The sequence below is a fragment of the Streptomyces sp. NPDC043908 genome (assembly GCF_056435525.1).
In genome coordinates, this window is the sequence record NZ_JBWKEI010000002.1 from 454,652 (window position 1) to 478,294 (window position 23,643).

Below are 23,643 nucleotides of genomic sequence, written 5' to 3' on the forward strand. Positions count from 1 at the left end.
CCGGCGACGCCGCCCGTCCCCACGGGTGGTGCGCGATGCCCGGACCGGGCCTTCCGCCACCCCTTCAGCCTCCTGCCACCCCCAGCGCCGCCGCCATCACGCTGAGCTGGGGGTTCACCTCGGGGCAGCCCGGCAGCAGCGACGCGTCGGCGACGAGGACGCCCTCGACGCCGCGCAGGCGGCCCCGCCCGTCCGCCGGGAAGCGGGCCGGGTCGCCGCCCCCGGCGACCGTACCGGTGGGGTGGAAGGCGGATAGGTGGAGCTGACGTGCCGTCACTCCGGCCAGCACCGCGTCGAGTTCCCGCGGGTCCCGCGCCCTCGGCGCCCTCGGGATGCCGGTCAGCACCTCCTCGGCGCCCGCCGCGAACAGGAGCCGGCCCATCGCCCGCACCGCCGTCCGCAGCCTCGTTGCGTCGCGGGGGGCGAGGTCGTAGCGGATCAGGGTGCGGTCGCGGCCCTGGACGCTGCCCGAGGGGCGGTCGGCGATCATCGCGCCGAGGGTGGCCAGGTGGCCGGCGCCGTCCAGTTCGCGGCGCAGCTCGCGGCCCACGCCCGGCAGGACGAAGCTGCCCATGCCCGGCGGGGTCGCCGTCGCCTCGATGAGGACGCCTCGGCCGTGCAGTTCCTCCACCCCGACGCTCTGGAGCACTCCCTCCCAGGCGGTGACGGGCTCGGGGAAGCGGCCCGCCACGCTCGTCGCCGGGTGCACGCTGAGGTTGCGGCCGATGCCCGGGTGGGAGCCGAGGCCCGAGCGGCGCAGCAGCGGCGGGGACTGGAGGGCGCCGGCCGCGACCACCACCAGCGGGCTGAGGATCTCCAGCTCGCTGCCGTCCGCGCGCCGCACCCGCACCCCGGCGGCCCTCGGCCCGCCGGGCCGGTCGGCGTCGACCAGGACGCGCCGCACCCGGGCGCCCGTCACGATCCTGGCCCCCGCCGCGCACGCGTCGGGCAGCACCGAGAGCTGCACGCTCTGCTTGGCGCCGGACGGGCAGCCCACCACGCACTGGCAGGAGCCCTTGCAGCCGGGGGCGTTGCGGCGCAGGGGCGCGGCCCGCCAGCCGAGCCGCCGCGCGCCGGTGAGCGCCAGCAGGCCGTTGTTGCCCAGGACGTCGAGCGGCTGGGTGGCGACGCGCAGGGTCCGCTCGACCTCGTCGAGGCGCTGCGGCATGCCCTCCGCGAGGCCGAAGCCGAACGTGGTGCGCCAGCGGTCGAGGACGTGGTCCGGGGTGCGGTAGCAGGTACCGGAGTTGACCAGGGTGGTGCCGCCGACGGCCCGGCCGGTCGGCAGCAGCAGAGGCGGGCGGCCCGCCGCGACGGTCGCCCCGCCGTCGCGGTAGAGCTCGGCGAACCGGTCGAGCGGGGCGCGGCGGCCGAAGGAGGCGGTGGTGTGGTGGTGGCCCTCCTCCAGGACGACCGTGCGCAGTCCGGCCCGCGCGAGGGTCCGCGCGGCCATCGCTCCCCCGGCGCCGGAGCCGATCACCACGGCGTCGGCCGTGCTGCGCGCGGGCCACTCCTCGGCCGGGACGCAGTCGAGCGGCGGATCCTCCGGCGGCGCGGGCACGGGACCGCGCGCCCCCTCGTACAGCATCCGCTCGGTCCCGGCGGCGAGCAGCACCGGCACCTTCAGCAGGTCGAGGACCGGGGCGAGGGCGGGGCGGGCGCCGAGCGCCGTCATGAGGTGTTCGCGCTCCCCGGGTCCCAGCGCCGCCAGCCGTCGCCCCGTCCGGACGAACGCGTAGGCGTCGACGGCCGCCGCCGCGCCCCGCAGTCCCGCCCGGGCGGGGGCGGGCATCGAGGCGAGGACGGTGTCGAGCCTGCGTGCCGCCGCCGCCGTCCAGGGGCGGGTGCCGTCGTCGGCGAGCAGCGCGCCCACGAGGCCGGTCGCGGCCCGGCTGGCGTGGTCGCTCATCGGCCGCCCACCTCCGCGTGGGCGGTGCCCTCCAGCGTCCAGCGGGCCTCCGGGCGCCACCGGCCCCACCAGCGCTCCACGCGGACGACCGCGTCCGCCGCCTCGCTGTTGCGGCAGACGGCGGCGCCGCCGTCGGGGTCGGTGTAGTCGAGGGTCAGGGTGCGCTCCTCCGGCTGGGTCACCTCGACGCGGATGCGGCGCAGACCGGAGCGGCCGGTCACCGTCCACACCCGCAGCCCGAGTTCGGCACGGAAGCGGCCCGCGCCCGCCCGGCCCAGGGCCGTCCGCCCGGGCCGCCGGGGCCAGGTGCGGCCGCCCCGGCGCAGCCGCAGGAAGACCAGCGGCGGCAGCGCGCGCAGCACGGGCCGTGCCGGGACGGCCGCCACGACCTCCAGGACGTCCCCGCCGCCGAGGTCCGCGTGCAGCCAGGACCAGCGGTGGGCGTTGCCGTGTCCGTATATACGGGCGGACGCGCCGGGAGCGCCCTTCAGCGTCAGGGTCCGCCCGTCGCGGGTGACCGTGCCGTCGTACGTGGCGCGGGCGGCCGGGAGGATCTGGGCGGCGGGCAGCAGCGGGTGGTGCCAGGACCAGCGCGGGAAGGTGAACAGCGGGGCGTCCTCGGCGCGTTCGGCCAGGTCCCAGGTGAACGCGCCCGCCCGGCCGGTGAGCCGTCCCGGCCGGGCCGCGACGCCTTCGGTGCCGAAGCCGTCCGCGCCGCCCTGCCAGGGGCCCGGCCCGAAGCGGGCGTGCTCGACCGGCCCGTCCTGGGGGAACACCGCGATCCAGCCGTGGGCGCGGGCGGCCGAGCCGTCCGTGGGCGCGACCAGTTCGTGGTGGAGCCAGAGGCCGTCTCCGGTGACCGGGTCGGTCGCGGTGGTGTACCAGACCTCGGTCCGGCCGGGCTCCCCCCTCCAGCGCGGGGCGGCCAGGGCGTCTACGTCCTCGCGGCGCGGGAAGCGGAAGCTCGCCAGGAACGGGAGCAGGCCCGTGCCCAGGGGGAAGCGCAGGGTGCCCACGCCGACCCGCTCGCCCTCCTCGTACAGGGTGCAGGGGAGGACGGTCATCGAGCGGACCGGGCGCAGCGGGGTGACGGACTTCCAGCCGTCCAGGGTGAGCCGGCGCCCGTCGGCGGTGAAGGCGATGCGGTAGCGGATGCGGCGGCGTGCCAGCGGGGAGATCTCCAGCTCCCCCGTCGCGTGCGGGTCGTCGGCGCGGCCCTCGACGCGGACGCGCCCGGTGACGCGGGCGTGCGTCGTGCCTGCCGGGCGCGGGACGGTGTCCGCGGTGGCCCGCAGGTCGAGGCGGGCCGCGCGGGTGCGGCCCTCGCCGTCGAACCGGAACGTGCCGAGCAGCGTCTCCCGGAACTCGGTGCCCCGCCCGCTCACGCCAGGTCCTCCAGCATGATCCGCTCGGTGGCGGTCAGATAGGCGTCCGCCGCCGCGTGGGCCGCCGTACGGTCGCCCGCCTCCACCGCCGCGACGACCGGGGCGAGCCGCGCGTACGCCGCCTCCGGGTCGGTGAACGGCCCCGCCAGGGCGGCCCGTACGGGAAGGTAGGCGTTGAAGAGGGTGTTGGTGAGCAGGACGTAGACGCGGTTGCCGGTGGCGCGGGCGAGCGCCCGGTGCACCTCCGCGTCGGCCAGCTGCACCGCGTCGCCGCCCTCCGCCTCCCGTACGGCGTCGAGGAGCCGGCGCAGCTCGGCGGCGGCGCTGCTGTCGTGGCGGGCCGCCGCGCGCTCGGCGATCAGCGCGCCGACACCGCGCCGCACCTCGAAGATCTCGGCGATCCAGTCGGGGCTGTGGCGCACCAGCATCGGCAGCAGGTCGGCGCCGCCCAGGCGCGCGTAGTCGCGGACGCGGGTGCCGACGCCGTGGCGGGTCTCCAGGAGCCCGGCCTGCACCAGCCGGCCGAAGGCGTGCTTGAGGGTGGTCCGGGTGACGCCGTAGCCGTCGGCGAGGCTGCGTTCGGGGGGCAGATAGCTGCCCGCCGGATGGCGGCCGGTGAGGATGTCCTCGCGCAGCCGGTTCTCCAGGACGTCGACGATGGTCTCGCGGGGCAGCGTCTCCACGAAGTCCCTCCCCAGGGGTCGTGATGCGGCGGTTCCGCAGTGGATCAGTGGCTGAGCCACTGAACCAGTGCCGCTCCGGTGCGGTCAAGGGGTCGGCGCGCGCGAGGTGATACGCCCCAAGTGGCCGGTAGAGACCCGTTGCGACCCCGAACGCACGCCCGCGCCGGATACGCCACCGTCCGTAACGGATCAAGAGCGTTCCGAAGAGGGCAAGGTCACAGCCTTTTCCTCTGCTGCGCCTTTGGGCGGCTGCCCTAGCATCTGAGCATGACGGTCCTGCCTGACGACGGGCTTTCGCTGGCCGCCGAGTTCCCTGATGCAACCCATGAGCAGTGGCAGCGCCTCGTGGAAGGCGTGCTGCGCAAATCGGGTAAAGATGTCTCGGGCACGGCTGCCGAGGAGGCACTGTCCACCCCGGTCGAGGACGGGCTCACCACCCGGCCCCTGTACACCGCGCGAGACTCCGCGCCCGATGCCGGATATCCGGGCTTCGCCCCCTTTGTCCGGGGAAGCCGGGCCGAGGGCAACGTGGCCGACGGCTGGGGCGTGCGACAGCGCCACGCCGGAACCGACCCCGCCCGGGTCAACGAGGCGGTGCTCGCCGATCTGGAGAACGGCGTCACCTCCCTCTGGCTGACCGTGGGCCGGGGCGGCATCCCGGTCTCCTCGCTCGCCCGCGCCCTGGACGGCGTCTACCTCGACCTCGCCCCCGTCGTCCTCGACGCGGGCGCCGAGACCGAGGCGGCCGCCCGGGCGTTGCTGAGCCTGTACGAGGAGCGCGGTGTCCCCGACGGCTCCGCGCGCGGCAACCTCGGCGCCGACCCGCTCGGTCACGAGGCCCGTACCGGCGAGGCGCTGGACCCGGCGGCCGCGGCCGGCCTCGCCCGGCTCTGCGACGAGCGGTTCACGCACCTGCGCGCGCTCACCGTGGACGCCCTGCCCTACCACGAGGCCGGCGGCTCGGCCGCCGAGGAGCTCGGCGCCTCGCTGGCGACTGCGGTCGCCTATCTGCGCGCGCTGACCGGGGCGGGCCTGTCCGTCGAGGCCGCCTGCGGCCAGTTGGAGTTCCGCTACGCGGCCACCGCCGACCAGTTCCTCACCATCGCCAAGCTGCGCGCCGCGCGGCGGCTGTGGGCGCGGGTCGCCGAGGCGAGCGGGGCCCCCGCCGCCGGGGCGCAGCGCCAGCACGCGGTGACCTCGCCGGTGATGATGACGCGCCGCGACCCGTGGGTGAACATGCTGCGCACCACGGTGGCCTGCCTGGGCGCGGGCGTCGGCGGCGCGGACGCCGTCACGGTGCTCCCCTTCGACCACTCCCTCGGTCTGCCGGACGCCTTCGCCCGCCGGATCGCGCGCAACACCTCCTCCATCCTGCTGGAGGAGTCGCATCTGGCCCGGGTGATCGACCCGGCGGGCGGCTCCTGGTACGTGGAGCGGCTCACCGACGAACTCGCCCACAGCGCGTGGGAGTTCTTCCAGACCATCGAGCGCGCGGGCGGCCAGGCGGCCGCGCTGCGCTCCGGTCTGGTCCGCGAGCGGCTCGCCGCCACCTGGGCGGCGCGCAGCGCCCGCCTCGCGCGGCGGCGCGAACCGGTCACCGGCGTCAGCGAGTTCCCCTCGCTCGCCGAGCGTCCCGTCGAGCGCGAGGCGGCCCCCGCCGAGCCCTCGGGCGGACTGCCGAAGGTCCGCCGCGACGAGGCGTTCGAGGAGCTGCGCGCCCGCTCGGACGCCCAGCTGGCCGCGACCGGCACCCGCCCGCGCGTCTTCCTCGCCGCGCTCGGCCCGGCCGCCGCGCACACGGCACGGGCGACCTTCGCCTCCAACCTGTTCCAGGCGGGCGGCATCGAGCCCGTGCACGACCCGGTGTCGGTCGACGCGGAGACGGCCGCCGAGGCGTTCGCCGCCAGCGGCGCCACCGTCGCGTGCCTGTGCTCCAGCGACGCGCTCTACGCCGAGCAGGCCGAGGCGGTCGCGGCCGCCTTGCGCTCGGCCGGCGCGCGCCATGTCTACCTCGCCGGCCGCGGCGAGTTCAGCGGGGTGGACGAGTACGTCTTCGCCGGCTGCGACGCGGTGGCCGTGCTCTCCTCCGCCCTCGACCGCATGGGAGTGGCGTCATGACGATCCCCGACTTCTCGGAGCTGCCGCTGGCTCCGGGCGCCGGCGCCGGCGGCTCCGAAGACCAGTGGCGCACCGCCGTGAAGGAGTCCACCGGGAAGGCCGACGGCGATCTGCTGTGGGAGACCCCCGAGGGCATCGCGGTCAAGCCGCTCTACACCGCGCGCGACCTGGAGGGCCTGGACTTCCTCCGGACGTACCCGGGCGTGGCCCCGTATCTGCGCGGCCCCTACCCGACGATGTACGTCAACCAGCCCTGGACGATCCGGCAGTACGCCGGGTTCTCCACGGCCGAGGAGTCCAACGCCTTCTACCGGCGCAACCTCGCCGCCGGGCAGAAGGGCCTGTCGGTCGCCTTCGACCTGCCGACCCACCGCGGCTACGACAGCGACCACCCGCGGGTGACCGGTGACGTCGGCATGGCGGGCGTGGCCATCGACTCCATCTACGACATGCGCCAGCTGTTCGACGGCATCCCGCTGGACAGGATGACGGTGTCGATGACGATGAACGGCGCGGTGCTGCCCGTCCTCGCGCTCTACATCGTGGCCGCCGAGGAGCAGGGCGTACCGCCCGAGAAGCTGGCCGGGACCATCCAGAACGACATCCTCAAGGAGTTCATGGTCCGCAACACCTACATCTACCCGCCCAAGCCCTCGATGCGGATCATCTCCGACATCTTCGCGTACACCTCGCAGAAGATGCCGCGCTACAACTCGATCTCCATCTCGGGCTACCACATCCAGGAAGCGGGTGCGACGGCCGACCTGGAGCTGGCCTACACCCTCGCGGACGGTGTGGAGTACCTGCGGGCGGGGATCGACGTAGGCCTGGACGTCGACGCGTTCGCGCCCCGGCTCTCCTTCTTCTGGGCGATCGGCATGAACTTCTTCATGGAGATCGCGAAGATGCGGGCGGCGCGGCTGCTGTGGGCGCGGCTGGTCAAGCAGTTCGACCCGAAGAACACCAAGTCCCTGTCGCTGCGCACCCATTCGCAGACCTCGGGCTGGTCGCTGACCGCGCAGGACGTCTTCAACAACGTTACGCGCACCTGTGTGGAGGCGATGGCCGCCACCCAGGGGCACACCCAGTCGCTGCACACCAACGCGCTCGACGAGGCGCTCGCCCTGCCGACCGACTTCTCGGCGCGCATCGCCCGCAACACCCAGCTCCTCATCCAGCAGGAGTCGGGCACCACCCGGGTCATCGACCCCTGGGGCGGCAGCGCGTACGTGGAGAAGCTCACCTACGACCTGGCGCGCCGGGCCTGGCAGCACATCCAGGAGGTCGAGGCGGCCGGCGGTATGGCGCAGGCCATCGACGCGGGCATCCCGAAGCTGCGCGTCGAGGAGGCCGCCGCCCGTACCCAGGCGCGGATCGACTCCGGGCGCCAGCCGGTGATCGGCGTCAACAAGTACCGCGTGGAGACCGACGAGCAGATCGACGTCCTCAAGGTCGACAACTCCTCGGTGCGCGCCCAGCAGATCGCCAAGCTGCGGCGGCTGCGCGAGGAGCGCGACGAGGCGGTGTGCCAGGACGCGCTGCGCGCGCTGACGAACGCCGCCGCCTCCGGCACCGGCAACCTCCTGGAGCTGGCCGTGAACGCGGCCCGCGCCATGTCGACGGTCGGGGAGATCTCGGACGCCCTGGAGAAGGTGTACGGACGCCACGCGGCGCAGACCCGTACGATCTCCGGCGTGTACCGCAACGAGGCAGGGCAGTCGCCCTCGGTGGAGCGCACCCGCGCGCTGGTCGACCGCTTCGAGGAGGCGGAGGGCCGCCGTCCGCGCATCCTGGTCGCCAAGATGGGCCAGGACGGCCACGACCGCGGCCAGAAGGTGATCGCCACGGCCTTCGCCGACCTCGGCTTCGACGTCGACGTCGGCCCGCTCTTCCAGACGCCGGGCGAGGTGGCCCGGCAGGCGGTCGAGGCGGACGTGCACATCGTCGGTGTGTCCTCGCTCGCCGCCGGCCACCTCACCCTCGTGCCGGCGCTCCGCGAGGAGCTGGCGGCCGAGGGCCGGGAGGACATCATGGTCGTCGTCGGCGGGGTCATCCCGCCGCAGGACGTCCCGACCCTGCTGGAGATGGGCGCCACGGCGGTCTTCCCGCCGGGGACGGTCATCCCGGACGCGGCGTACGACCTGGTGACGCGGCTCGGCGCGGCGCTGGGCCACGACGAGCTGTAGCCGCCCGTGCGCATCGATCTCGACAGTTACGTCAAGGGTGTGCTCGACGGGAAGCGGTCCTTCGTGGCCCGGGCGATCACGCTCGTCGAGTCCACCCGGCCCGACCACCGCACGCTGGCGCAGCAGCTCCTCACCGAGCTGCTGCCGCACGCCGGGAAGGCCCGGCGGATCGGTATCAGCGGGGTGCCCGGGGTGGGCAAGTCCACCTTCATCGACGCCTTCGGCACGATGCTGACGGGGCTCGGCCACCGGGTCGCGGTGCTGGCCGTCGACCCGTCCTCCACCCGTACCGGCGGCTCGATCCTCGGCGACAAGACGCGGATGGAACGGCTCGCGGTGGACCCGGCGGCGTTCGTGCGGCCCTCGCCGAGCGCGGGCACGCTGGGCGGCGTCGCCAAGGCGACCCGTGAGTCGATGGTGGTCATGGAGGCGGCCGGGTACGACGTCGTGCTGGTGGAGACCGTCGGCGTCGGCCAGTCCGAGACGACGGTCGCCGACATGGTCGACTCGTTCCTGCTGCTCACCCTCGCGCGCACCGGCGACCAGCTCCAGGGCATCAAGAAGGGCGTCCTGGAGCTGGCGGACGTGATCGCCGTGAACAAGGCGGACGGCCCGCACGAGCGCGACGCGAAGTCGGCGGCGCGCGAACTGGCGGGCGCCCTGCGCCTGATGCACCCGGCGGACGCGGCCTGGACCCCGCCGGTGCTGTGTTGCAGCGCCCGCGAGTCCAGCGGCCTCGACACCGTCTGGGAGCGTCTGGACCAGCACCGTTCGCTGCTCGACTCCACCGGACGGCTGGCGGCCAAGCGCCGCGACCAGCAGGTCGACTGGACCTGGACGATGGTCCAGGACGAGCTGCTGGGCCGGCTGCGCGCGCATCCGCGGGTGCGCGCGCTCGCTCCGGCGCTGGAACAGCGCGTCCGGGACGGCGAGCTGACGGCGACGCTGGCGGCCGAGCGGATCCTGAGCGCGTTCCAGGGCGGGCCGGAAGCGACGGCCGGGGAGTGAGCCCGCCGCGCGGCGCGGTGTGTACGGAGGCGAGGCCCGGACCGGCGACGGTCCGGGCCTCGTCCGTGCTCAGGCCGGGACGCCCGCGGGCTCCGCGCGCTCGGCCGCGCGCAGCCGCTCGACGAGCGCGGCGCGGGCCCGGGCCACCCGGGAGCGCACGGTTCCCACCGGGCAGTTGCTGACGTGGGCCGCGTCCGCGTAGGGCAGCCCGAGGAGCTGGGTGAGGACGAAGGCCTCGCGGCGCTCGTCCGGGAGCGCCGCCAGCAGATCGGCGAGGGCCACCCCGTCGTCGAAGCCCGGCAGCCCCCGGGGCTGGGCCCGCTCGGCGGCCGACTGCCAGTCGTGGGTGTCGGACACGCGCGGGCGCGCGGCGGCGTACCGCAGATGGTCGACGACCGTGCGGCGGGCGATCGACAGCAGCCAGGTGCGGGCCGAGGAGCGGCCCTCGAAACGGTGCAGGCTGCCGAGGGCGCGCAGGAAGGTCTCCTGGGCGAGATCGTCGGCGGCCTGCGGATCGGCGCCGAGGTAGCTGACGTAACGGCGTACGTCGAGGTGGAGTGCGCGGACGAAGTGCTCGACGGCTTCGGGGTCGCCGGAGCGGGCGGCGAGCGCCCACGCCGTTATCGCCTGGTCCGTCGATGCCTCGCGCGAGCGGGGCAGGGCAGGAGTGATCACCTGGTGTCCTTCTCGGGAATCCGGGATCCGGACCGGCCGAAGAAGGCGGCGGGTCCGGTGAAGGGGTACGGCGGCACCGAGGGTGCCGTCGATGCCCGGGGCGCCGGAGAGGCTCCGGGGACGCCGCGGGGAACCGGCTGTCGTCAGACGACAGCGGTCCCCGCGGGCGGACCCCGTGAGGTGATCGCGTGGACGAGGAGGAGCCGCCGGAGCCGGCGGGTCGTACGCTCCGGGCGCGCACGCGGGCGCGCGGGCCGCGGCGGCGCGGCCGTGAGGACCAGCCGCAGCGGGGCGAACAACCAGCCGGTGAAGGACCGCAGGATCCGGAAGGCCGCGCGCTCGCCGTGCGCGAGCCACAGCCCGCAGAACAGCGCGGCCAGGAGGTGGGCGGCGAGCATGCCGGTGGAGGACATCCCCAGGGGCATGCCCGTCATGCCGTGCCCCAGGGAATCCATATGCCCCATGGGACCCATCCGGCCCATGCCGTCCATGGGTGCCATGTGTCCCATGTGATCCATGTGCCCCATGTGATCCATGGAGTCCATGGGCATCCCGGACATCCGCATTCCGGTCATCCGGGCGTCCATGGGCGGTGCGGCGGGGCGCGCGGTGGTCTGGGCCCACGAGAACAGCTCGTGCAGCACCACCTGCGCGCCTACGGCGACCGCCACCACGGAGGCGAAGCCGCGCTCGCGTCCGGCCAGGGCCCACGCCGTGGCGCCGCTGGCGGCGAAGCCGCACCCCAGGGCCCACCAGGGCACCGGCGTTCGCGACATGAGGGCGTGTCCGAGCGCGGTGAGCAGCACGCAGAGGGCCGCGAACATCGCGGCCCGCACGGCGCGGCAGGCGTCGGTGGCAGTCATGGCGGGCTCATCCTCGCATCCGGCCCGGTCGTCCCACCGGCGGGTTCGCACAATGATCTACCGATTCCACCCCTGGGGCGGGCGTGATCCAGGCCACGCCGAAACGCCGGAACCAGGCGCCCCTTCGCTCCGACTACTGGGGCGCCGGGGCGTCAGCCCGGCCGGTGGGCGTGCGGGATGAAACGGCCCATCGCCCGCCGGGCGGCGGGCATCAGACCCTGCGGAGCGGGAGCGGCGACCGCCACCGCCTCGACCGCGGCGCGCGGCGAGACCACGGGCGGCCCGTACCACTCGCAGGGCGCGCCCGGGTGGCGCTGGCGGACGTCGCCGTGCGCCTTCAGCGCCACACTGATCAGGCTGAGCAGCAGCTCGACGTCCGCGTCGCAGTCCAGGAGCACGGTCAGCCAGGCGGATCCGGGCATCACCCGGATCGCGCTGCTGCGCCGCAGCTCCGGCAGCAGCCGCTCGATCGCGGGGTGGGTGAGGTGCAGATCGGCGGCGTGGTCGGAGTGGAAGTGCACCACCTCGTACTCCGTCGTGCTGAAGGCTTGCCCAACGGCGCACCGGGGCGCGCCACTTACCAGATTCGGCCATGTCTCCAACTGAGCCATGGCGCGATGGGCCGCGGTCATGGCCCCATCCTCGCGCACCATTCACCCGGAGGACACCCCTCTGTCACGCTGATCGCGAGCCCCGCGGGAGATCCGTGCCTGAGGGGTCCGGGAGCCGGATCAGTCCAGGGTGACGGGGCCTTCACCGCTCCTGGGCCGCGGGGCACGCTCCCCGGCCGACGCGTCCTCGGCCGGCTTTCCGGAGCCGCCGGGGTAGCTCGGCAGCTCGGGCAGCGCGCTCTTCGCGGAACCCTCGCGCCGGTCCTGGCCCTGGCCGGATCCGCTCAGGTTCTGGCGTACCGAGTCGAGGATCGTCAGGCCCTGGCCGACCAGACCCGCGGCGATCTCGCCCAGTCCGTCCGCCCCGTTGAGCACGTTGACGTTGGCGCCCGCGAGGCCGCCCGCCGCCTCCTTGACGATCTGCGGCAGCTGGTCGATCAGCATCCGGTCGAGGGCGACCCGGTCGTACGAGGCCGCCGCCTCGGCCTGGATCTTCATCCGCTCGGCATCGGCCACGGCCAGCACCCGGATGCGCTCGGCCTCGGCCTCGGCGGGCTTGACGATCTCGGCGACGAGCTGCTGCTGGCGCAGCTCGGCCTGGCGCAGCGCCAGTTCGGTCTGGGCCGCCAGGACCTCCTGCTGGGCGTGGGCCTGGGCGAGCGGCCCGGCCTGGGCGGCCTGGGCCTGGGCGCGGTCGACCTCGGCCGAGTACTCGGCCTTGACGACGGCGGTCTGGCGGGCGTACTCGGCCTGGTTGCGCGCGGCCACCTGCTCGGCCTCCACCGACGCCTGGGTGGCCTGCGCCTGGGCGATCTGGGCCTGGCGCTGGATGGCCGCCTTGTGGGGCGCCGACATCGCCTCGATGTAGCCGGTGTCGCCGTCGTCGATCGACTGGATCTGGAGCGAGTCGACGATCAGGCCGATCTTGGCCATCTCCGACTTGGAGGTGTCCAGGACCTCGGCGGCCAGTTTCTGGCGCTCGGTGACGATCTCCTCGACGGTCATCGAGCCGATGATGGCCCGCAGATGGCCGGCGAAGATCCGGCCGGTGAGCACCGACATCTGGTCCTGGTCGGAGAGGAAGCGCTGGCCGGCGTTGACGATGGACTCGGTGTCGTTGCCGACCTTGAAGGCGATGACCGCCCGTACGCTGAGGGCGATGCCCTGCTTGGTCACACAGGTCTCGGTGACCTCGGACTCGCACATGGCGAGGGTGAGGAAGCGGGTCTTGCGGAAGATGGGGAGCACGAACTTGCCGTGCCCGGTCACCACCCGGAACGGCGCCCCTCCCAAACCTCGTCTGCCGCCCGAGATGAGCATCGCCTCGTCGGGGGCGGGCACGCGGTAACCGAACATCGGGGTCTCCCTTTGACTGCTGCTTGGTGTGCTGCTGAGCGGACCCGAGGACCGGGCGGTGTCAGCCGGTGCCGAGGCCCAGCTCGTCCAGCGGGTCGGACCACTCGATGACGTCGACCTGACGGGTGCCGCGCGACTCCACGACGAGGACCCGCGCCCCGCGCGGCAGGGGCTCGTCGGACCAGGCGAGGAAGGTCTCCGAGCCACCGCGGACCCGTACCAGGACCTCACCGGGTCCGCCGGGGCCACGGGTGCCGATCAGCACCTCGCCGGTACAGCCGATCACGGCCTCGTCCTGCTCCATCGCCCGACCGCCCCCTCGTCGACGCGGAACCGGCCCTTCACGGACGGGGCCGCCCGCACTTTCCGGACGCGCGACCGATCCGGACTTCCGACGATAGCTCCCCGCCTCCGCGCGGCCCATCCTCGGGTGCCTGACGGAGTCTGACGTTCGGGTGCCAGAGCCCCTACACAACTGGCAAGTAATCTGCGAAATCTGACACAACCCTGAAACCAGAGTGTCTTGTTCGGCCAGAGCACCCCCACGAGACTGTGGGGACAAGATCTGCCGCGTCACGCCGGGCCCCACCCCGGAAGGGCGCCGGAGCACCATGTGACACCCCGAGGCCGAGCTTCATGAACCAGGTGGGGCTGTTCCCCGGGACTGCCGGTCGGGCGGCGGCGAGCCGATGCGCTCGCCGGACCGCGTGACGGGCCGGCGGCGTCTGCGGGAGTGCCCGTACGCCGCCCGAACGATCACTGCCAGGACGCCGCGGGGGCGTCCTCAGCATGTCTCGCTGGGAGAGTTCTTGATGATCACACGCAGGAATGCGATGAAGGCCGGTGTCGCGCTGACCGGCGCCGTGGGGGGCGCGGGACTGCTGCTTCCGGCCCTGGGCGGCGAGGCGCAGGCACGGACGACGACGGACATCGACCCCACCACCATCCCCAAGTTCGCCCAGGAGATGACGGTTCCGCAGGTCCTGCGTCCGGACCGGATATCGGGCACCACCTCGTACTACAGCTTCGAGATGCAGGAGGTGCAGACGGAGATCATCCCGGGCAAGCAGACGACCGTCCGCACCTTCGACGGCCACTGGCCGGGACCGTGGATCAAGGCCTGCTCGGGCCACCGCGTGGTGGTCACACAGAAGAACAACCTGCCCACGCCGACCTCGATCCATCTGCACGGCGGCCACGTCCCGGAGTCCAGCGACGGCACCCCGATGGACCTCATCCAGCCGGGCGGCGAGAAGACCTACACGTACCCCAACAGCCAGCCCAACGCGAACCTGTGGTTCCACGACCACGCGCACCACATCGAGTCGGAGAACGTCTTCCGGGGTCTGACCGGCATCTACACGCTGATGGACCTGCCGGAGAAGGCCCTGGGCCTTCCGTCGGGCGCCTACGACATTCCGATCTCCATCCGGGACGCCCGCTTCGACGAGAACGGCCAGTTCATCTACCAGATGAACGACTTCCGGGGCCGCAACGTCATCCTCGCCAACGGCAAGGCGTGGCCGTACTTCGAGGTGGCGGCGCGCAAATACCGCTTCCGGCTGTACAACACGGCCAACATGCGGTTCTTCACGCTGAAGCTGTCGGACGGCTCGACCGTCCAGCACATCGGCACCGACGGCGGTCTGCTGGAGGCGCCGGTGACCACCGACACCATCTCGCTGACGTCCGGCGAGCGCGCCGACGTCGTCATCGACTTCTCCAAGTACCCGGTGGGCACCACCCTCCAGATCGTCAACACGGAGAACGTGCCGGTGGGTGTCCCGCCGACGCCGGTCCTGCAGTTCCGGGTGACCCGCAAGGCCGCGGACTACAGCCGGGTCCCGGCCAAGCTGCGGACCCTGCCCGCGCTGGCGGTGCCGACCGTCAACCGCGACATCGTGCTGCGCGTGGACGAGAACATCGCGGACGGCATGGGGTACATCGACGACAAGGTGTACGACCACACCCGCGTCGACACCACCATCAAGTACGGCGACACCGAGGTGTGGACCGTCTCCAACGTCAACCAGCGCGTGCCGCACAACTTCCACATCCACCTGGTGCAGTTCCGGGTGCTGGAGCGCAACGGCGTACCGGTGACGTCCGGGCCCGAGGCCGGGCTCAAGGACACGGTCCGGCTGATGCCCGGCGAGAAGGTGAAGGTGCAGGCCACCTTCACCGGCTACCGAGGCAAGTACGTCTACCACTGCCACATGTTCGACCACGCGTCGATGGGCATGATGGCGACGATGGAAGTCGTCTGAGGCCCGTGCCGCAGCGGCGGGGGCGCTCAGGGAATCCTCCCGCGGCGCCTGCGCCCACCCCCGGTACGGCCGTGTCGTGACCCCGCCCCCTGCTGGCTCCTGCGCCCCCGCCAGGCAGCCCGGAGGGTACCCATGGCAGCGGGCCGCGGTGCGGTCAGGGCGGCGGGTGGACCCGGTGTACCGGTTCCACCCGCCGTCCGCCCAACTCCCGCAACGCCCGACGCTCGCAGTGCCAGACTTCCGCTCGCCCGAAGCCCGTTCGCCCGGCGGGTCAGCGGTACGAGCGGTACGAGCCGTAGTGCGGGTGGCGCCCGCCGCGGGCGTCGGCGTAGAGCCGGAAGAAGCGGTCGCCGTAGACCGGGCTGTAGGTGATCCGGTGGTAGCGCGGGTCGGACTCCGGCACGTCCATGCCGCCGCCGTTGTAGCCGCCGACGTTCCCGATGATCTCGCCGGTCCCGTCGTCCCAGTCGACGTCGGAGAACCACGGTCCGCCCGAGACCCCGCCCCACATCCCGGCGCACTCGACCCGCATCTGCCGGAAGCCGGCCAGCCGTCCCGACCGCGCCGAGCAGCGCACCGGGGTGTCCGCCGGATTGCGGCCCACCCGGGGATAGCCGAGCATCGTCACGTCATGGCGGTAGCCGGTCGTCCGGACCACCCGGTTGGCGCCCACCACGTCCTCGGCGTCCTTGCCCGTGGGCGAGGGGGCGAGGCTGCCGAAGGAGTAGTCCAGGTCGGAGACGGCCTCCTTGCTGTTGCGGACGTAACGGTCGTCCACGTACCAGTCGGTGACCCGGTAGAAGCCGTACGGCTGGTCGGCGAGGCCGGTGCGCGGCCGGTACCCCGGGACGAACACGGCCCGCCGCCCGGCGCAGTGACCCGCCGTCAGGATGAGACTGCGCCCCGAGCCCTCCACCACACTCGCCGAGCACCTGTGCGCGCGCAGCTCGCCGGTCGTCGGGCCGGGGCCCGCGGAGGTGAACAGGACGCCGACGGAGGCGATCCCGGGGAAGTGCTCGGCGCTCGGCGTTCCGGGCACGGCGGCCGGGGGTCCGGGCGTCCCGGCGGGGCCGCCGCCCGGGCGGGGGCGCCCGGGGTCGGTGGCGGAGGCGATGCGCCCCGGGGTCCAGAAGCCGAGGGCGTCGGCGTCCGACCACCGCTCGGCGTCGAGGACCGCCTCCTCCCCCGTACGGTCCGTGCCGGGCGCGTTCGCCGCGTCGGCGGGCGCCCCGCCGGTCAGCAGGAGCGCCCCCGAAGCGGCGGCGGCGAGCCCCAGCCGCAGCACCGGCCGGCACGCGGTTCGCCGCGGCGGTCGCCGATCGAAGAGAGTCATGGGCGGCATTCTGCCCGAATCATCCCGGTATTCCGGCGAGGCTCAACGGCGGGCGCCGCGGCGCTCGAACGCCCGCCAGTCCGTCTCCAGCCGCCATTGGAGCGCGGCCTTGGGGCTGGCGGCCAGGAACGCGCGGCAGCCGGCGCCGGGCGGGTGGCCCGGGTCGGGGGTGTCGTGGCGGCAGGGCGCGGCGAAGGCGTCGTACCGGTCCTGCTCCCTCCACAGGTTCGCCCCCTCGACGAAGGCGTGGTCCAGCGAGGCGCGCGCGGAGGTGCGCAACTCCCCCATGTCCAGGCCCTGGTCGGTGACGCCGAGCCGGTAGACGTCGGTGAGGCCGCTGCCACTGACACCCGGGTCGTCGGTGGCCAGGGCGAGGGGCACACCGGCGTCGAGATAGGTGTGCAGGGGGTGGCGGTCGCCGGTGACCCGCAGGATCTGGGCGTGGCTGATGAGCGGGGCCTCGACGAGGACGTGCCGCTCGCGCATCCGGGCGGCCAGGGCCCGGTGGCCGCGCTCGTGGAGGAGGTCGACGCCGTGCCCGACCCGTTCGGCGCCCGCCAGGCCGACGGCCTGGGCGATGTGGAAGGCGAGGTCGCGGTCGCGCACGCCGCCCAGGCCCGCGACCAGCTCGCCCGCGTGCAGGCTGACGTGGACGGACGGGGAGCGGGACTTCAGGAAGCCGGTCATCCTCATGTGCAGGGTGTAGTCCCGCAGGGCGACGGGGTCGTCCTCGGGCTGGACCAGGTTGACGCCGACCACCCGGCCGAGCCGGCGGTGGGCGAGGGCGAAGCCGAGGATCTCCTGGGCGAACACCTGGCGGGCGGGCTGGGCGCGGCCGACCTGGTAGTCGAAGCGGACGACGACGGAGCAGGCGGGCGGCGCGGGCGTCCGGGCGCAGCCGAGGAGGCGGCGGTAGAGGGTGAAGGTTTGGTCGTACGCGGCCCCGGCCTGCCGGACGATCTCCTCGAAGCGGGGGTCGCGGGTGAGGACGCGGTGGAACCCGGCGAGCCCGGACGGGCCGGGGTCCGCCGGGTGCACCCGGTCCACCAGGCGGCGCAGCGGCTCGGCTGCCACTGTCACCAGCGTCTCCACGTACGTGGTCCGCTCGCGTGCGGCGGCCCGGGCCACCTCCGCCAGCATGTCCGCGTCGTGGCCCGCCTCGGCCTCGGCGAACTTGCCGAAGGTGGCGAAGAAGTGGTCGTGGCCGGGCCGCGGGTCGCCGTCGGGCGGCAGGACGAATCCGCGCATCGACCAGGCCCGGACGACCTCGCCGCGAAACGGCCCGGGCCGGGCGGCGTCCCGGGCGGGCCGCTGCCCCGGGACGCACGGCTCGCGCCTGGGGACCACGACGTAGGTGGTGGTGTCGACGCATTTGCGGTCCCGGGCGGCGTAGACGAGAAGCGACTCCGGGGGGACGGCTCCACCGAGGTGGTGATGGAGGTCGCCGCCCTTGGGCAGCTCGCGGAGGAGGAGGTCGAGGTCGCTGGGGCTGCGGGCGACACGCGCCAACCGGTCCTCGGCGGCGCGCTGTTCGCGTACGCCCGGCCTGCCTGCGGCAGCACGCTGTTCGCCCAAGCCCAGGATCCCCTCGGTATCGCGCTGTTCGCCCGCGTCCGGGATCCCCTCGGCAGCACGCTGTTCGGCCACGCCCGGGGTGCCCTCGGCGGCGCGCTCTCCGTCCCCGCCAGGGGTCTCATCGGCCGCGTGAGGTACGTCCTTGCCGTGGAAATCCCTGGGCGAACGCTGTACGTCCCCGCCGGGGAACTGCCCGGCCGCACGCAGCCCGTCCCTGCCAGGGAACCCCCCAGCCGAACGCTGTACGTCCTCGCCAGGGAACCCTCTGGCCGCACGCTGCCCGTCCCCGCCGGGGAACGCCCCGGCAGGACGGCCGGCCTCCACGCGGCCGGCGGCGGCCCCCCGGGGCATCCCGACCACACTGGCGACGGCCGACGGGGGCGACCCGAGCGGGCATACGGCCAGGCCCAGTGCGGCCGTCCAGGCCGCCACCCTCCACCGCCGCCGCGGACCGCGACTCTTCGTCATGCCCTGTCCCTCTCCTGGCTCCGCCCCCCATACTCACGGGCACGGCACCGCAACCGTCCGACCCGCGCGCGACCGGCCCCCCGAGTGGCCGACACGCGGGGGTCGTCCGGGGCCGGGGGCCCCGGCAGTGACTACCGTGATCCGCAGCCGCGGCCCCGCCGAACGCCCGGAGGGAGTACGCCCGTACGCGCGGCCCCGTCCGGTTCCGGACGGCCCCGGTCGCACCCTCCCCGACACCATCCACGCCCACCCGGAGGCACCCATGAAGATGCTGATCAACGTGGCCGAGACGGTCGTGGCGGACGCGCTGCGCGGGATGGCCGCCGCGCATCCCGAGCTGACCGTCGACGTGCAGAACCGCGTGATCGTGCGGCGCGACGCGCCGTTCGCCGGGAAGGTGGGGCTGGTGTCCGGGGGCGGGTCGGGGCACGAGCCGCTGCACGGCGGGTTCGTGGGGCGCGGGATGCTCTCCGCCGCGTGTCCCGGAGAGGTGTTCACCTCACCGGTGCCGGACCAGATGGTGCGGGCCGCGGCCGCCGTGGACAGCGGGGCCGGGGTGCTGTTCGTCGTCAAGAACTACACCGGTGACGTGCTCAACTTCGACATGGCCGTGGAGCTCGCCGAGGACGAGGGCGTCACGATCGCCAGGGTGCTCGTCGACGACGACGTCGCCGTGACCGACAGCCTCTACACCGCCGGGCGGCGCGGCACCGGCGCCACCCTCTTCGTGGAGAAGATCGCGGGCGCCGCCGCCGAGGAGGGCGCTCCGCTGGAGCGGGTCGAGGCGATCGCCCGCCGGGTGAACGCGAGTTCGCGCAGCTTCGGCGTCGCGCTCAGCGCCTGCACCACGCCCGCCAAGGGCGGCCCGACGTTCGACCTGCCGCCCGGCGAGCTGGAGCTCGGCGTCGGCATCCACGGCGAGCCGGGGCGTGAGCGGCGGCCCATGATGACCTCCGGGGAGATCGCGGACTTCGCCGTGGACGCGGTCCTTGAGGACCTGAAACCGTCGAGTCCCGTCCTGCTGCTCGTCAACGGCATGGGGGCGACACCGCTCCTGGAGCTGTACGGGTTCACCGCCGAGGTGCACCGGGTACTGGCCGAGCGGCGCGTCCCGGTGGCGCGCACGCTCGTGGGCGATTACGTCACCTCGCTCGACATGGCGGGCGCCTCGGTGACGCTGTGCCAGGCCGACGAGGAGCTGCTGCGGCTGTGGGACGCGCCCGTGAACACGCCCGCGCTGCGGTGGGGCTGCTGAACACACCGCTCGCCGCACCCCGTCCGCACCTTCAAGGAGTCGCTCGTGCTCGACGCCGCTTTCTTCCGCCGCTGGATGACCGTGACGGCCTCGGCCGTGGGCCGGGAGGCGCCCCGGCTGACCGAACTGGACTCGGCCATCGGCGACGCCGACCACGGCGCCAACCTCCAGCGCGGGTTCACCGCCGTGGCCGCCGCCCTGGACAAGGAGGCCCCGGACACCCCCGGGGCCGTACTCGCCCTCGCCGGGCGGCAGTTGATCTCGACCGTGGGCGGCGCCTCCGGACCGCTGTACGGGACGCTGCTGCGCCGCACCGGCAAGGCGCTCGGCGACCGGGCGGAGGTGAGCCGGGAGGAGTTCGCGGCGGCGCTGGGCGAGGGGGTCGCGGCCGTCGCCGCGCTGGGCGGGGCCGCGGCCGGGGACAAGACGATGCTGGACGCGCTGCTCCCGGCCGTCGAGGCGCTCGGGGAGTCCTTCGCGGCGGCGGGGACGGCGGCGCGGGACGGGGCGCTGGCGACCGTACCGCTCCGGGCCCGCAAGGGCAGGGCCAGCTATCTGGGCGAGCGGTCCATCGGGCATCAGGACCCCGGCGCGACCTCGGCCGCGCTGTTGGTCGAGGCGCTTGAGGAGGCCGCCGCGTGAGCGCGGGCGGGGCGGGCGGGGAGGACGGCCGGGACGGCCGGGACGGCCGGGACGGCCGGGACGGCCGGGAGGACGAGCGGGACGGCGGGGCCGCGGGGCTCGTCGGGGTGGTGCTCGTCTCGCACAGCGCGGAGGTCGCCGCGGCCGTCGCGGCACTGGCGACCGGGCTCGCGGGCGGCGGTACGACCGCTCCCGTCGCGGCGGCGGGCGGCACCCCCGACGGGGGCCTCGGCACCAGCTCGGAGCTGATCGCCGAGGCGGCCGCGGCCGTCGACGGGGGTGCGGGCGTGGCGGTCCTGGTGGACCTGGGCAGCGCGGTGCTCACGGTGAAGGCACTGCTGGCCGAGGACGAGCTGCCGCCCGGGACGCGGCTGATCGACGCGCCCTTCGTCGAGGGCGCGGTGGCGGCCGTCGTGAGCGCCTCGGCGGGGGCGCCGCTGGACGCGGTGGAGGCGGCGGCCTCGGAGGCGTACGGCTACCGGAAGGTGTGAGCCGCGCCACGTGGGTGAGGGTCCGGCGGGAGTCTCCCGCCGGACCCTCGCCCGTCGGGCGCACCGGTCCGGCCGGCGGCCGCACAGAACCTTTATGCAACTTGTTGCACAACACGCTCCCCGTGCTCTACAACTGGAGGCGACGACACCGCCGTATCTGGAGGCGCCCCGATGAGCGACTACCCCCACCTGCTGAGCCCCCTCGACCTGGGCTTCACCACCCTCCCCAACCGGGTGCTGATGGGGTCCATGCACATCGGGCTCGAAGAGGCCGAGAACGGCTTCGAGCGGATGGCGGCGTTCTACGCCGAGCGGGCGCGCGGCGGGGTCGGCCTCATGGTCACCGGCGGCATCTCCCCCAACGACGCGGGCCGCCCCTACGAGGGCGGCGCCAAGCTCACCACCGAGGCGGAGGCCGCCCAGCACCGCACGGTCACCGACGCCGTGCACGCGGCGGGCGGGCGGATCGCGATGCAGATCCTGCACTTCGGCCGGTACGCCTACCACCAGGACCTGGTGGCGCCGAGCGCGCTCCAGGCCCCCATCAGCCCGTTCGTGCCGCACGCCCTCACCGACGAGGAGGTCGAGCGGACCGTCGAGGACTTCGTGCGCGCGGCCGAGCTGGCGAAGTCCGCCGGGTACGACGGCGTCGAGATCATGGGCTCCGAGGGCTATCTCATCAACGAGTTCGTCGCGGGCGCCGTGAACCGGCGCACCGACCGCTGGGGCGGCTCGTACGAGAACCGGATGCGCTTCCCCGTCGAGATCGTCCGCCGCACCCGCGAGCGCGTCGGCACGGACTTCATCATCGTCTACCGGCTCTCCATGCTGGACCTGGTGCCGGGCGGCTCCACCCTGGAGGAGGTCGTCACGCTGGCGCGGGCCATCGAGGCGGCCGGGGCGACCCTGATCAACACCGGCATCGGCTGGCACGAGGCCCGCATCCCGACCATCGCCACCTCGGTGCCGCGCGGCGCGTACACCTGGGTGACCAAGAAGCTGATGGGATCCGTCTCCATCCCGCTGATCACCAGCAACCGCATCAACACCCCGGAGGTGGCCGAGCGGCTGCTCGCCGAGGGCCGGGCGGACATGGTGTCGATGGCGCGGCCGTTCCTCGCCGACCCCGAGTTCGTCGCCAAGGCGGCCGCGGGGGCCCCGGAGACCATCAACACCTGCATCGGCTGCAACCAGGCCTGCCTGGACCACACCTTCAGCGGGAAGATCACCTCCTGTCTGGTCAACCCGCGCGCCTGCCACGAGACCGAGCTGGTCCTCTCCCCCACCCGGCGCCGCAAGAGCATCGCCGTGGTCGGCGCGGGCCCGGCGGGGCTGGCCTGCGCGGTCTCGGCGGCCGAGCGCGGCCACGCGGTCACGCTCTTCGACTCCGCGGCGGAGATCGGCGGCCAGCTGAACATCGCCAAGCGCGTCCCCGGCAAGGAGGAGTTCCACGAGACGCTGCGCTACTACCGCACGCAGCTCGAACTGCGCGGTGTGGACGTCCGGTTGAACACCACCGCGACCGTGGAGGAGCTCACCGCGGGCGGCTACGACGAGGTCGTCGTCGCCACCGGCGTGACGCCCCGCACCCCGGAGATCCCGGGCTCCGACCACCCCAGCGTGCTCACCTACCTCGACGTGCTGCGCGACGGCGCGCCGGTCGGCGAGCGGGTGGCGATCGTCGGCGCGGGCGGCATCGGCTTCGACGTCGCCGAGTACCTCACCGACGGCGGGGACGCGGCGAGCCTGGACCCCGAGACGTACTTCCGGCAGTGGGGCGTCGACACCTCGTACGGCGAGCGCGGCGGACTGCGCGCGCCCGAGCGTCCCAAGCCCCCGCGCGCGGTGCACCTGCTCCAGCGCAAGACCTCCAAGGTCGGCGCGGGGCTCGGCAAGACCACGGGGTGGATCCACCGCACCGAGCTCAAGCACCGGGGCGTGACGATGGTGCCGGGCGTCGGCTACGACCGGATCGACGACGCCGGGCTGCACATCACCGTCGACGGCGCCTCCACCGTGCTGCCGGTGGACACCGTGGTGCTGTGCGCGGGGCAGGAGCCGCGCCGCGATCTGTACGAGGAGCTGACGGCGGCGGGCGCCACCGCGCACCTGATCGGCGGCGCGGACGTGGCCGCCGAACTGGACGCCAAGCGCGCCATCGACCAGGGCACCAGGCTGGCGGCGGCCCTGTGAGGACCGCGGTCGGCGCGGCCGGTCCCGGGGAACCTACGATGCGCTCATGTCCCTCCCGCACGCGATCCTGACCGCCCTGCTCGAAAAGACCTCGTCGGGGCTCGAGCTGACCCGCCGGTTCGACAAGTCGTTCGGCTTCTTCTGGTCCGCGACGCATCAGCAGATCTACCGCGAGCTGGGCAAGCTGGAGCAGTCCGGGTTCATCCGCGCGCTGCCGTCCGAGACCCCGGCGCGCGGCCAGAAGAAGGAGTACGAGGTGCTGCCGGCGGGCCGCGCGGAGCTCGCCGCGTGGGCCGCCGCCGGGCAGGACCCGCGCGCCATGCGGGACCCGCTGCTGCTGCGGGTGCGGGCGGCGGCGGTGGTCGGCACGGCGGGCCTCCCCGCCGAGCTGCGCCGCCATCTGGCCCTGCACGAGCGGCAGTTGGAGCTGTACGAGTCGATCGAGCGGCGGGACTTCCCGCCGGAGCGCGACAGCGAGCAGGACCGGCTGCGCCACCTCGTGCTGCGCGGCGGCATCGAGCTGGAGACGTTCTGGATCCGCTGGCTGACGCAGGCGCTGGAGACGGTGGACGAGGAGGAGTGAGGGCGTTCTCCTCACGCGGGCGCGCGGGCGCGGGGAGGACGG

At 74.1% G+C, this 23,643-nt stretch carries 19 protein-coding genes; 9 read left to right on the forward strand and 10 right to left on the reverse strand.

Going from position 1 to position 23,643, the window contains the following annotated elements; all coding sequences use genetic code 11:
• Window positions 1–64 precede the first annotated feature (64 nt).
• Genes AC069K_RS06315 through AC069K_RS06325 form a run of 3 tightly spaced genes read right to left on the reverse strand, consistent with a single transcriptional unit; the run spans window position 65 to window position 3,977 of the window.
• Window positions 65–1,909 (reverse strand): GMC family oxidoreductase, encoded by a 1,845-nt coding sequence (locus AC069K_RS06315; protein ID WP_478612603.1) that lies wholly within the window; start codon window positions 1,907–1,909, stop codon window positions 65–67.
• Window positions 1,906–3,294, reverse strand: a complete 1,389-nt coding sequence (locus tag AC069K_RS06320) for a hypothetical protein (RefSeq protein WP_478612606.1) — start codon at window positions 3,292–3,294, stop codon at window positions 1,906–1,908. Before AC069K_RS06320 ends, AC069K_RS06315 begins: the two co-directional genes overlap by 4 nt.
• Entirely contained in the window at window positions 3,291–3,977 is a 687-nt protein-coding gene (locus AC069K_RS06325) for a FadR/GntR family transcriptional regulator (protein ID WP_478612609.1), read from the reverse strand. The genes AC069K_RS06320 and AC069K_RS06325 overlap by 4 nt, the downstream gene beginning before the upstream one ends.
• Window positions 3,978–4,244: 267 nt before the next feature.
• Between AC069K_RS06325 and mutA the strand changes: the two genes are divergently transcribed.
• Genes mutA through meaB form a run of 3 tightly spaced genes read left to right on the forward strand, consistent with a single transcriptional unit; the run spans window position 4,245 to window position 9,289 of the window.
• Window positions 4,245–6,095, forward strand: coding sequence for a methylmalonyl-CoA mutase small subunit (gene mutA, locus AC069K_RS06330; protein WP_478612612.1), 1,851 nt, complete (start codon window positions 4,245–4,247; stop codon window positions 6,093–6,095).
• Window positions 6,092–8,281, forward strand: coding sequence for a methylmalonyl-CoA mutase (scpA, locus tag AC069K_RS06335; protein ID WP_478612615.1), 2,190 nt, complete (start codon window positions 6,092–6,094; stop codon window positions 8,279–8,281). The genes mutA and scpA overlap by 4 nt, the downstream gene beginning before the upstream one ends.
• Before the next feature lie 6 nt (window positions 8,282–8,287).
• Complete coding sequence (gene meaB / locus AC069K_RS06340; protein ID WP_365103374.1) at window positions 8,288–9,289, forward strand: methylmalonyl Co-A mutase-associated GTPase MeaB; 1,002 nt, start codon at window positions 8,288–8,290, stop codon at window positions 9,287–9,289.
• Between the two features lie 69 nt (window positions 9,290–9,358).
• Here meaB and AC069K_RS06345 read toward each other — a convergent pair whose 3' ends face one another.
• The 5 genes from AC069K_RS06345 to AC069K_RS06365 form a co-directional block, all read right to left on the reverse strand.
• Entirely contained in the window at window positions 9,359–9,964 is a 606-nt protein-coding gene (locus AC069K_RS06345; RefSeq protein ID WP_478612618.1) for a sigma-70 family RNA polymerase sigma factor, read from the reverse strand.
• A gap of 143 nt (window positions 9,965–10,107) precedes the next feature.
• Window positions 10,108–10,827 carry a hypothetical protein gene (locus AC069K_RS06350; RefSeq protein WP_478612621.1) on the reverse strand — a complete coding sequence of 240 codons (720 nt, stop codon included), beginning with the start codon at window positions 10,825–10,827 and terminating at the stop codon, window positions 10,108–10,110.
• 152 nt (window positions 10,828–10,979) lie between these two features.
• Entirely contained in the window at window positions 10,980–11,351 is a 372-nt protein-coding gene (locus tag AC069K_RS06355; protein WP_478612624.1) for a luciferase domain-containing protein, read from the reverse strand.
• A 207-nt stretch (window positions 11,352–11,558) separates the two neighbouring features.
• Window positions 11,559–12,794: an SPFH domain-containing protein gene (locus tag AC069K_RS06360; protein ID WP_478612627.1), complete on the reverse strand. Its 1,236-nt coding sequence runs from the start codon at window positions 12,792–12,794 to the stop codon at window positions 11,559–11,561.
• A 61-nt stretch (window positions 12,795–12,855) separates the two neighbouring features.
• Window positions 12,856–13,098 (reverse strand): hypothetical protein, encoded by a 243-nt coding sequence (locus AC069K_RS06365; protein WP_358835602.1) that lies wholly within the window; start codon window positions 13,096–13,098, stop codon window positions 12,856–12,858.
• Window positions 13,099–13,606: 508 nt separating this feature from the next.
• Here AC069K_RS06365 and AC069K_RS06370 point away from each other — a divergent pair.
• Window positions 13,607–15,061, forward strand: a complete 1,455-nt coding sequence (locus AC069K_RS06370; RefSeq protein ID WP_478612632.1) for a multicopper oxidase family protein — start codon at window positions 13,607–13,609, stop codon at window positions 15,059–15,061.
• 271 nt (window positions 15,062–15,332) lie between these two features.
• On the opposite strand, the gene AC069K_RS06375 is transcribed toward AC069K_RS06370, so the two are convergent.
• Together AC069K_RS06375 and AC069K_RS06380 are read right to left on the reverse strand one after the other, a co-directional pair.
• Window positions 15,333–16,394 (reverse strand): trypsin-like serine peptidase, encoded by a 1,062-nt coding sequence (locus AC069K_RS06375; protein ID WP_478612635.1) that lies wholly within the window; start codon window positions 16,392–16,394, stop codon window positions 15,333–15,335.
• A 42-nt stretch (window positions 16,395–16,436) separates the two neighbouring features.
• Window positions 16,437–18,041: an adenosine deaminase gene (locus tag AC069K_RS06380; protein ID WP_478612637.1), complete on the reverse strand. Its 1,605-nt coding sequence runs from the start codon at window positions 18,039–18,041 to the stop codon at window positions 16,437–16,439.
• A 658-nt stretch (window positions 18,042–18,699) separates the two neighbouring features.
• On the opposite strand from AC069K_RS06380, the gene dhaK reads away from it, so the two are divergent.
• The 5 genes from dhaK to AC069K_RS06405 all read left to right on the forward strand — a co-directional run bounded on the left by dhaK (window position 18,700) and on the right by AC069K_RS06405 (window position 23,601).
• Complete coding sequence (dhaK, locus tag AC069K_RS06385; RefSeq protein WP_478612640.1) at window positions 18,700–19,692, forward strand: dihydroxyacetone kinase subunit DhaK; 993 nt, start codon at window positions 18,700–18,702, stop codon at window positions 19,690–19,692.
• 45 nt (window positions 19,693–19,737) lie between these two features.
• A complete protein-coding gene (gene dhaL, locus AC069K_RS06390) occupies window positions 19,738–20,334 on the forward strand; it encodes a dihydroxyacetone kinase subunit DhaL (RefSeq protein WP_478612643.1) in 597 nt (198 codons plus the stop codon).
• A gap of 107 nt (window positions 20,335–20,441) precedes the next feature.
• On the forward strand, window positions 20,442–20,825 hold the full coding sequence (locus AC069K_RS06395) for a PTS-dependent dihydroxyacetone kinase phosphotransferase subunit DhaM (protein WP_365101550.1): 384 nt from the start codon (window positions 20,442–20,444) through the stop codon (window positions 20,823–20,825).
• A 171-nt stretch (window positions 20,826–20,996) separates the two neighbouring features.
• Window positions 20,997–23,018: an NADPH-dependent 2,4-dienoyl-CoA reductase gene (locus AC069K_RS06400; protein ID WP_365101295.1), complete on the forward strand. Its 2,022-nt coding sequence runs from the start codon at window positions 20,997–20,999 to the stop codon at window positions 23,016–23,018.
• A gap of 46 nt (window positions 23,019–23,064) precedes the next feature.
• On the forward strand, window positions 23,065–23,601 hold the full coding sequence (locus AC069K_RS06405) for a PadR family transcriptional regulator (RefSeq protein ID WP_478612648.1): 537 nt from the start codon (window positions 23,065–23,067) through the stop codon (window positions 23,599–23,601).
• Window positions 23,602–23,643 lie beyond the last annotated feature (42 nt).

What these genes read in the sequence shown, in the direction of transcription:
- AC069K_RS06315 (WP_478612603.1), bottom strand. Translation starts at nt 1,909, where the DNA reads ATGAGCGACCACGCCAGCCGGGCCGCGACCGGCCTCGTGGGCGCGCTG.
- AC069K_RS06400 (WP_365101295.1), top strand. Translation starts at nt 20,997, where the DNA reads ATGAGCGACTACCCCCACCTGCTGAGCCCCCTCGACCTGGGCTTCACC.
- AC069K_RS06375 (WP_478612635.1), bottom strand. Translation starts at nt 16,394, where the DNA reads ATGACTCTCTTCGATCGGCGACCGCCGCGGCGAACCGCGTGCCGGCCG.
- AC069K_RS06405 (WP_478612648.1), top strand. Translation starts at nt 23,065, where the DNA reads ATGTCCCTCCCGCACGCGATCCTGACCGCCCTGCTCGAAAAGACCTCG.
- AC069K_RS06365 (WP_358835602.1), bottom strand. Translation starts at nt 13,098, where the DNA reads ATGGAGCAGGACGAGGCCGTGATCGGCTGTACCGGCGAGGTGCTGATC.
- scpA (WP_478612615.1), top strand. Translation starts at nt 6,092, where the DNA reads ATGACGATCCCCGACTTCTCGGAGCTGCCGCTGGCTCCGGGCGCCGGC.
- AC069K_RS06360 (WP_478612627.1), bottom strand. Translation starts at nt 12,794, where the DNA reads ATGTTCGGTTACCGCGTGCCCGCCCCCGACGAGGCGATGCTCATCTCG.
- dhaK (WP_478612640.1), top strand. Translation starts at nt 18,700, where the DNA reads ATGAAGATGCTGATCAACGTGGCCGAGACGGTCGTGGCGGACGCGCTG.
- mutA (WP_478612612.1), top strand. Translation starts at nt 4,245, where the DNA reads ATGACGGTCCTGCCTGACGACGGGCTTTCGCTGGCCGCCGAGTTCCCT.
- AC069K_RS06350 (WP_478612621.1), bottom strand. Translation starts at nt 10,827, where the DNA reads ATGACTGCCACCGACGCCTGCCGCGCCGTGCGGGCCGCGATGTTCGCG.
- AC069K_RS06370 (WP_478612632.1), top strand. Translation starts at nt 13,607, where the DNA reads ATGATCACACGCAGGAATGCGATGAAGGCCGGTGTCGCGCTGACCGGC.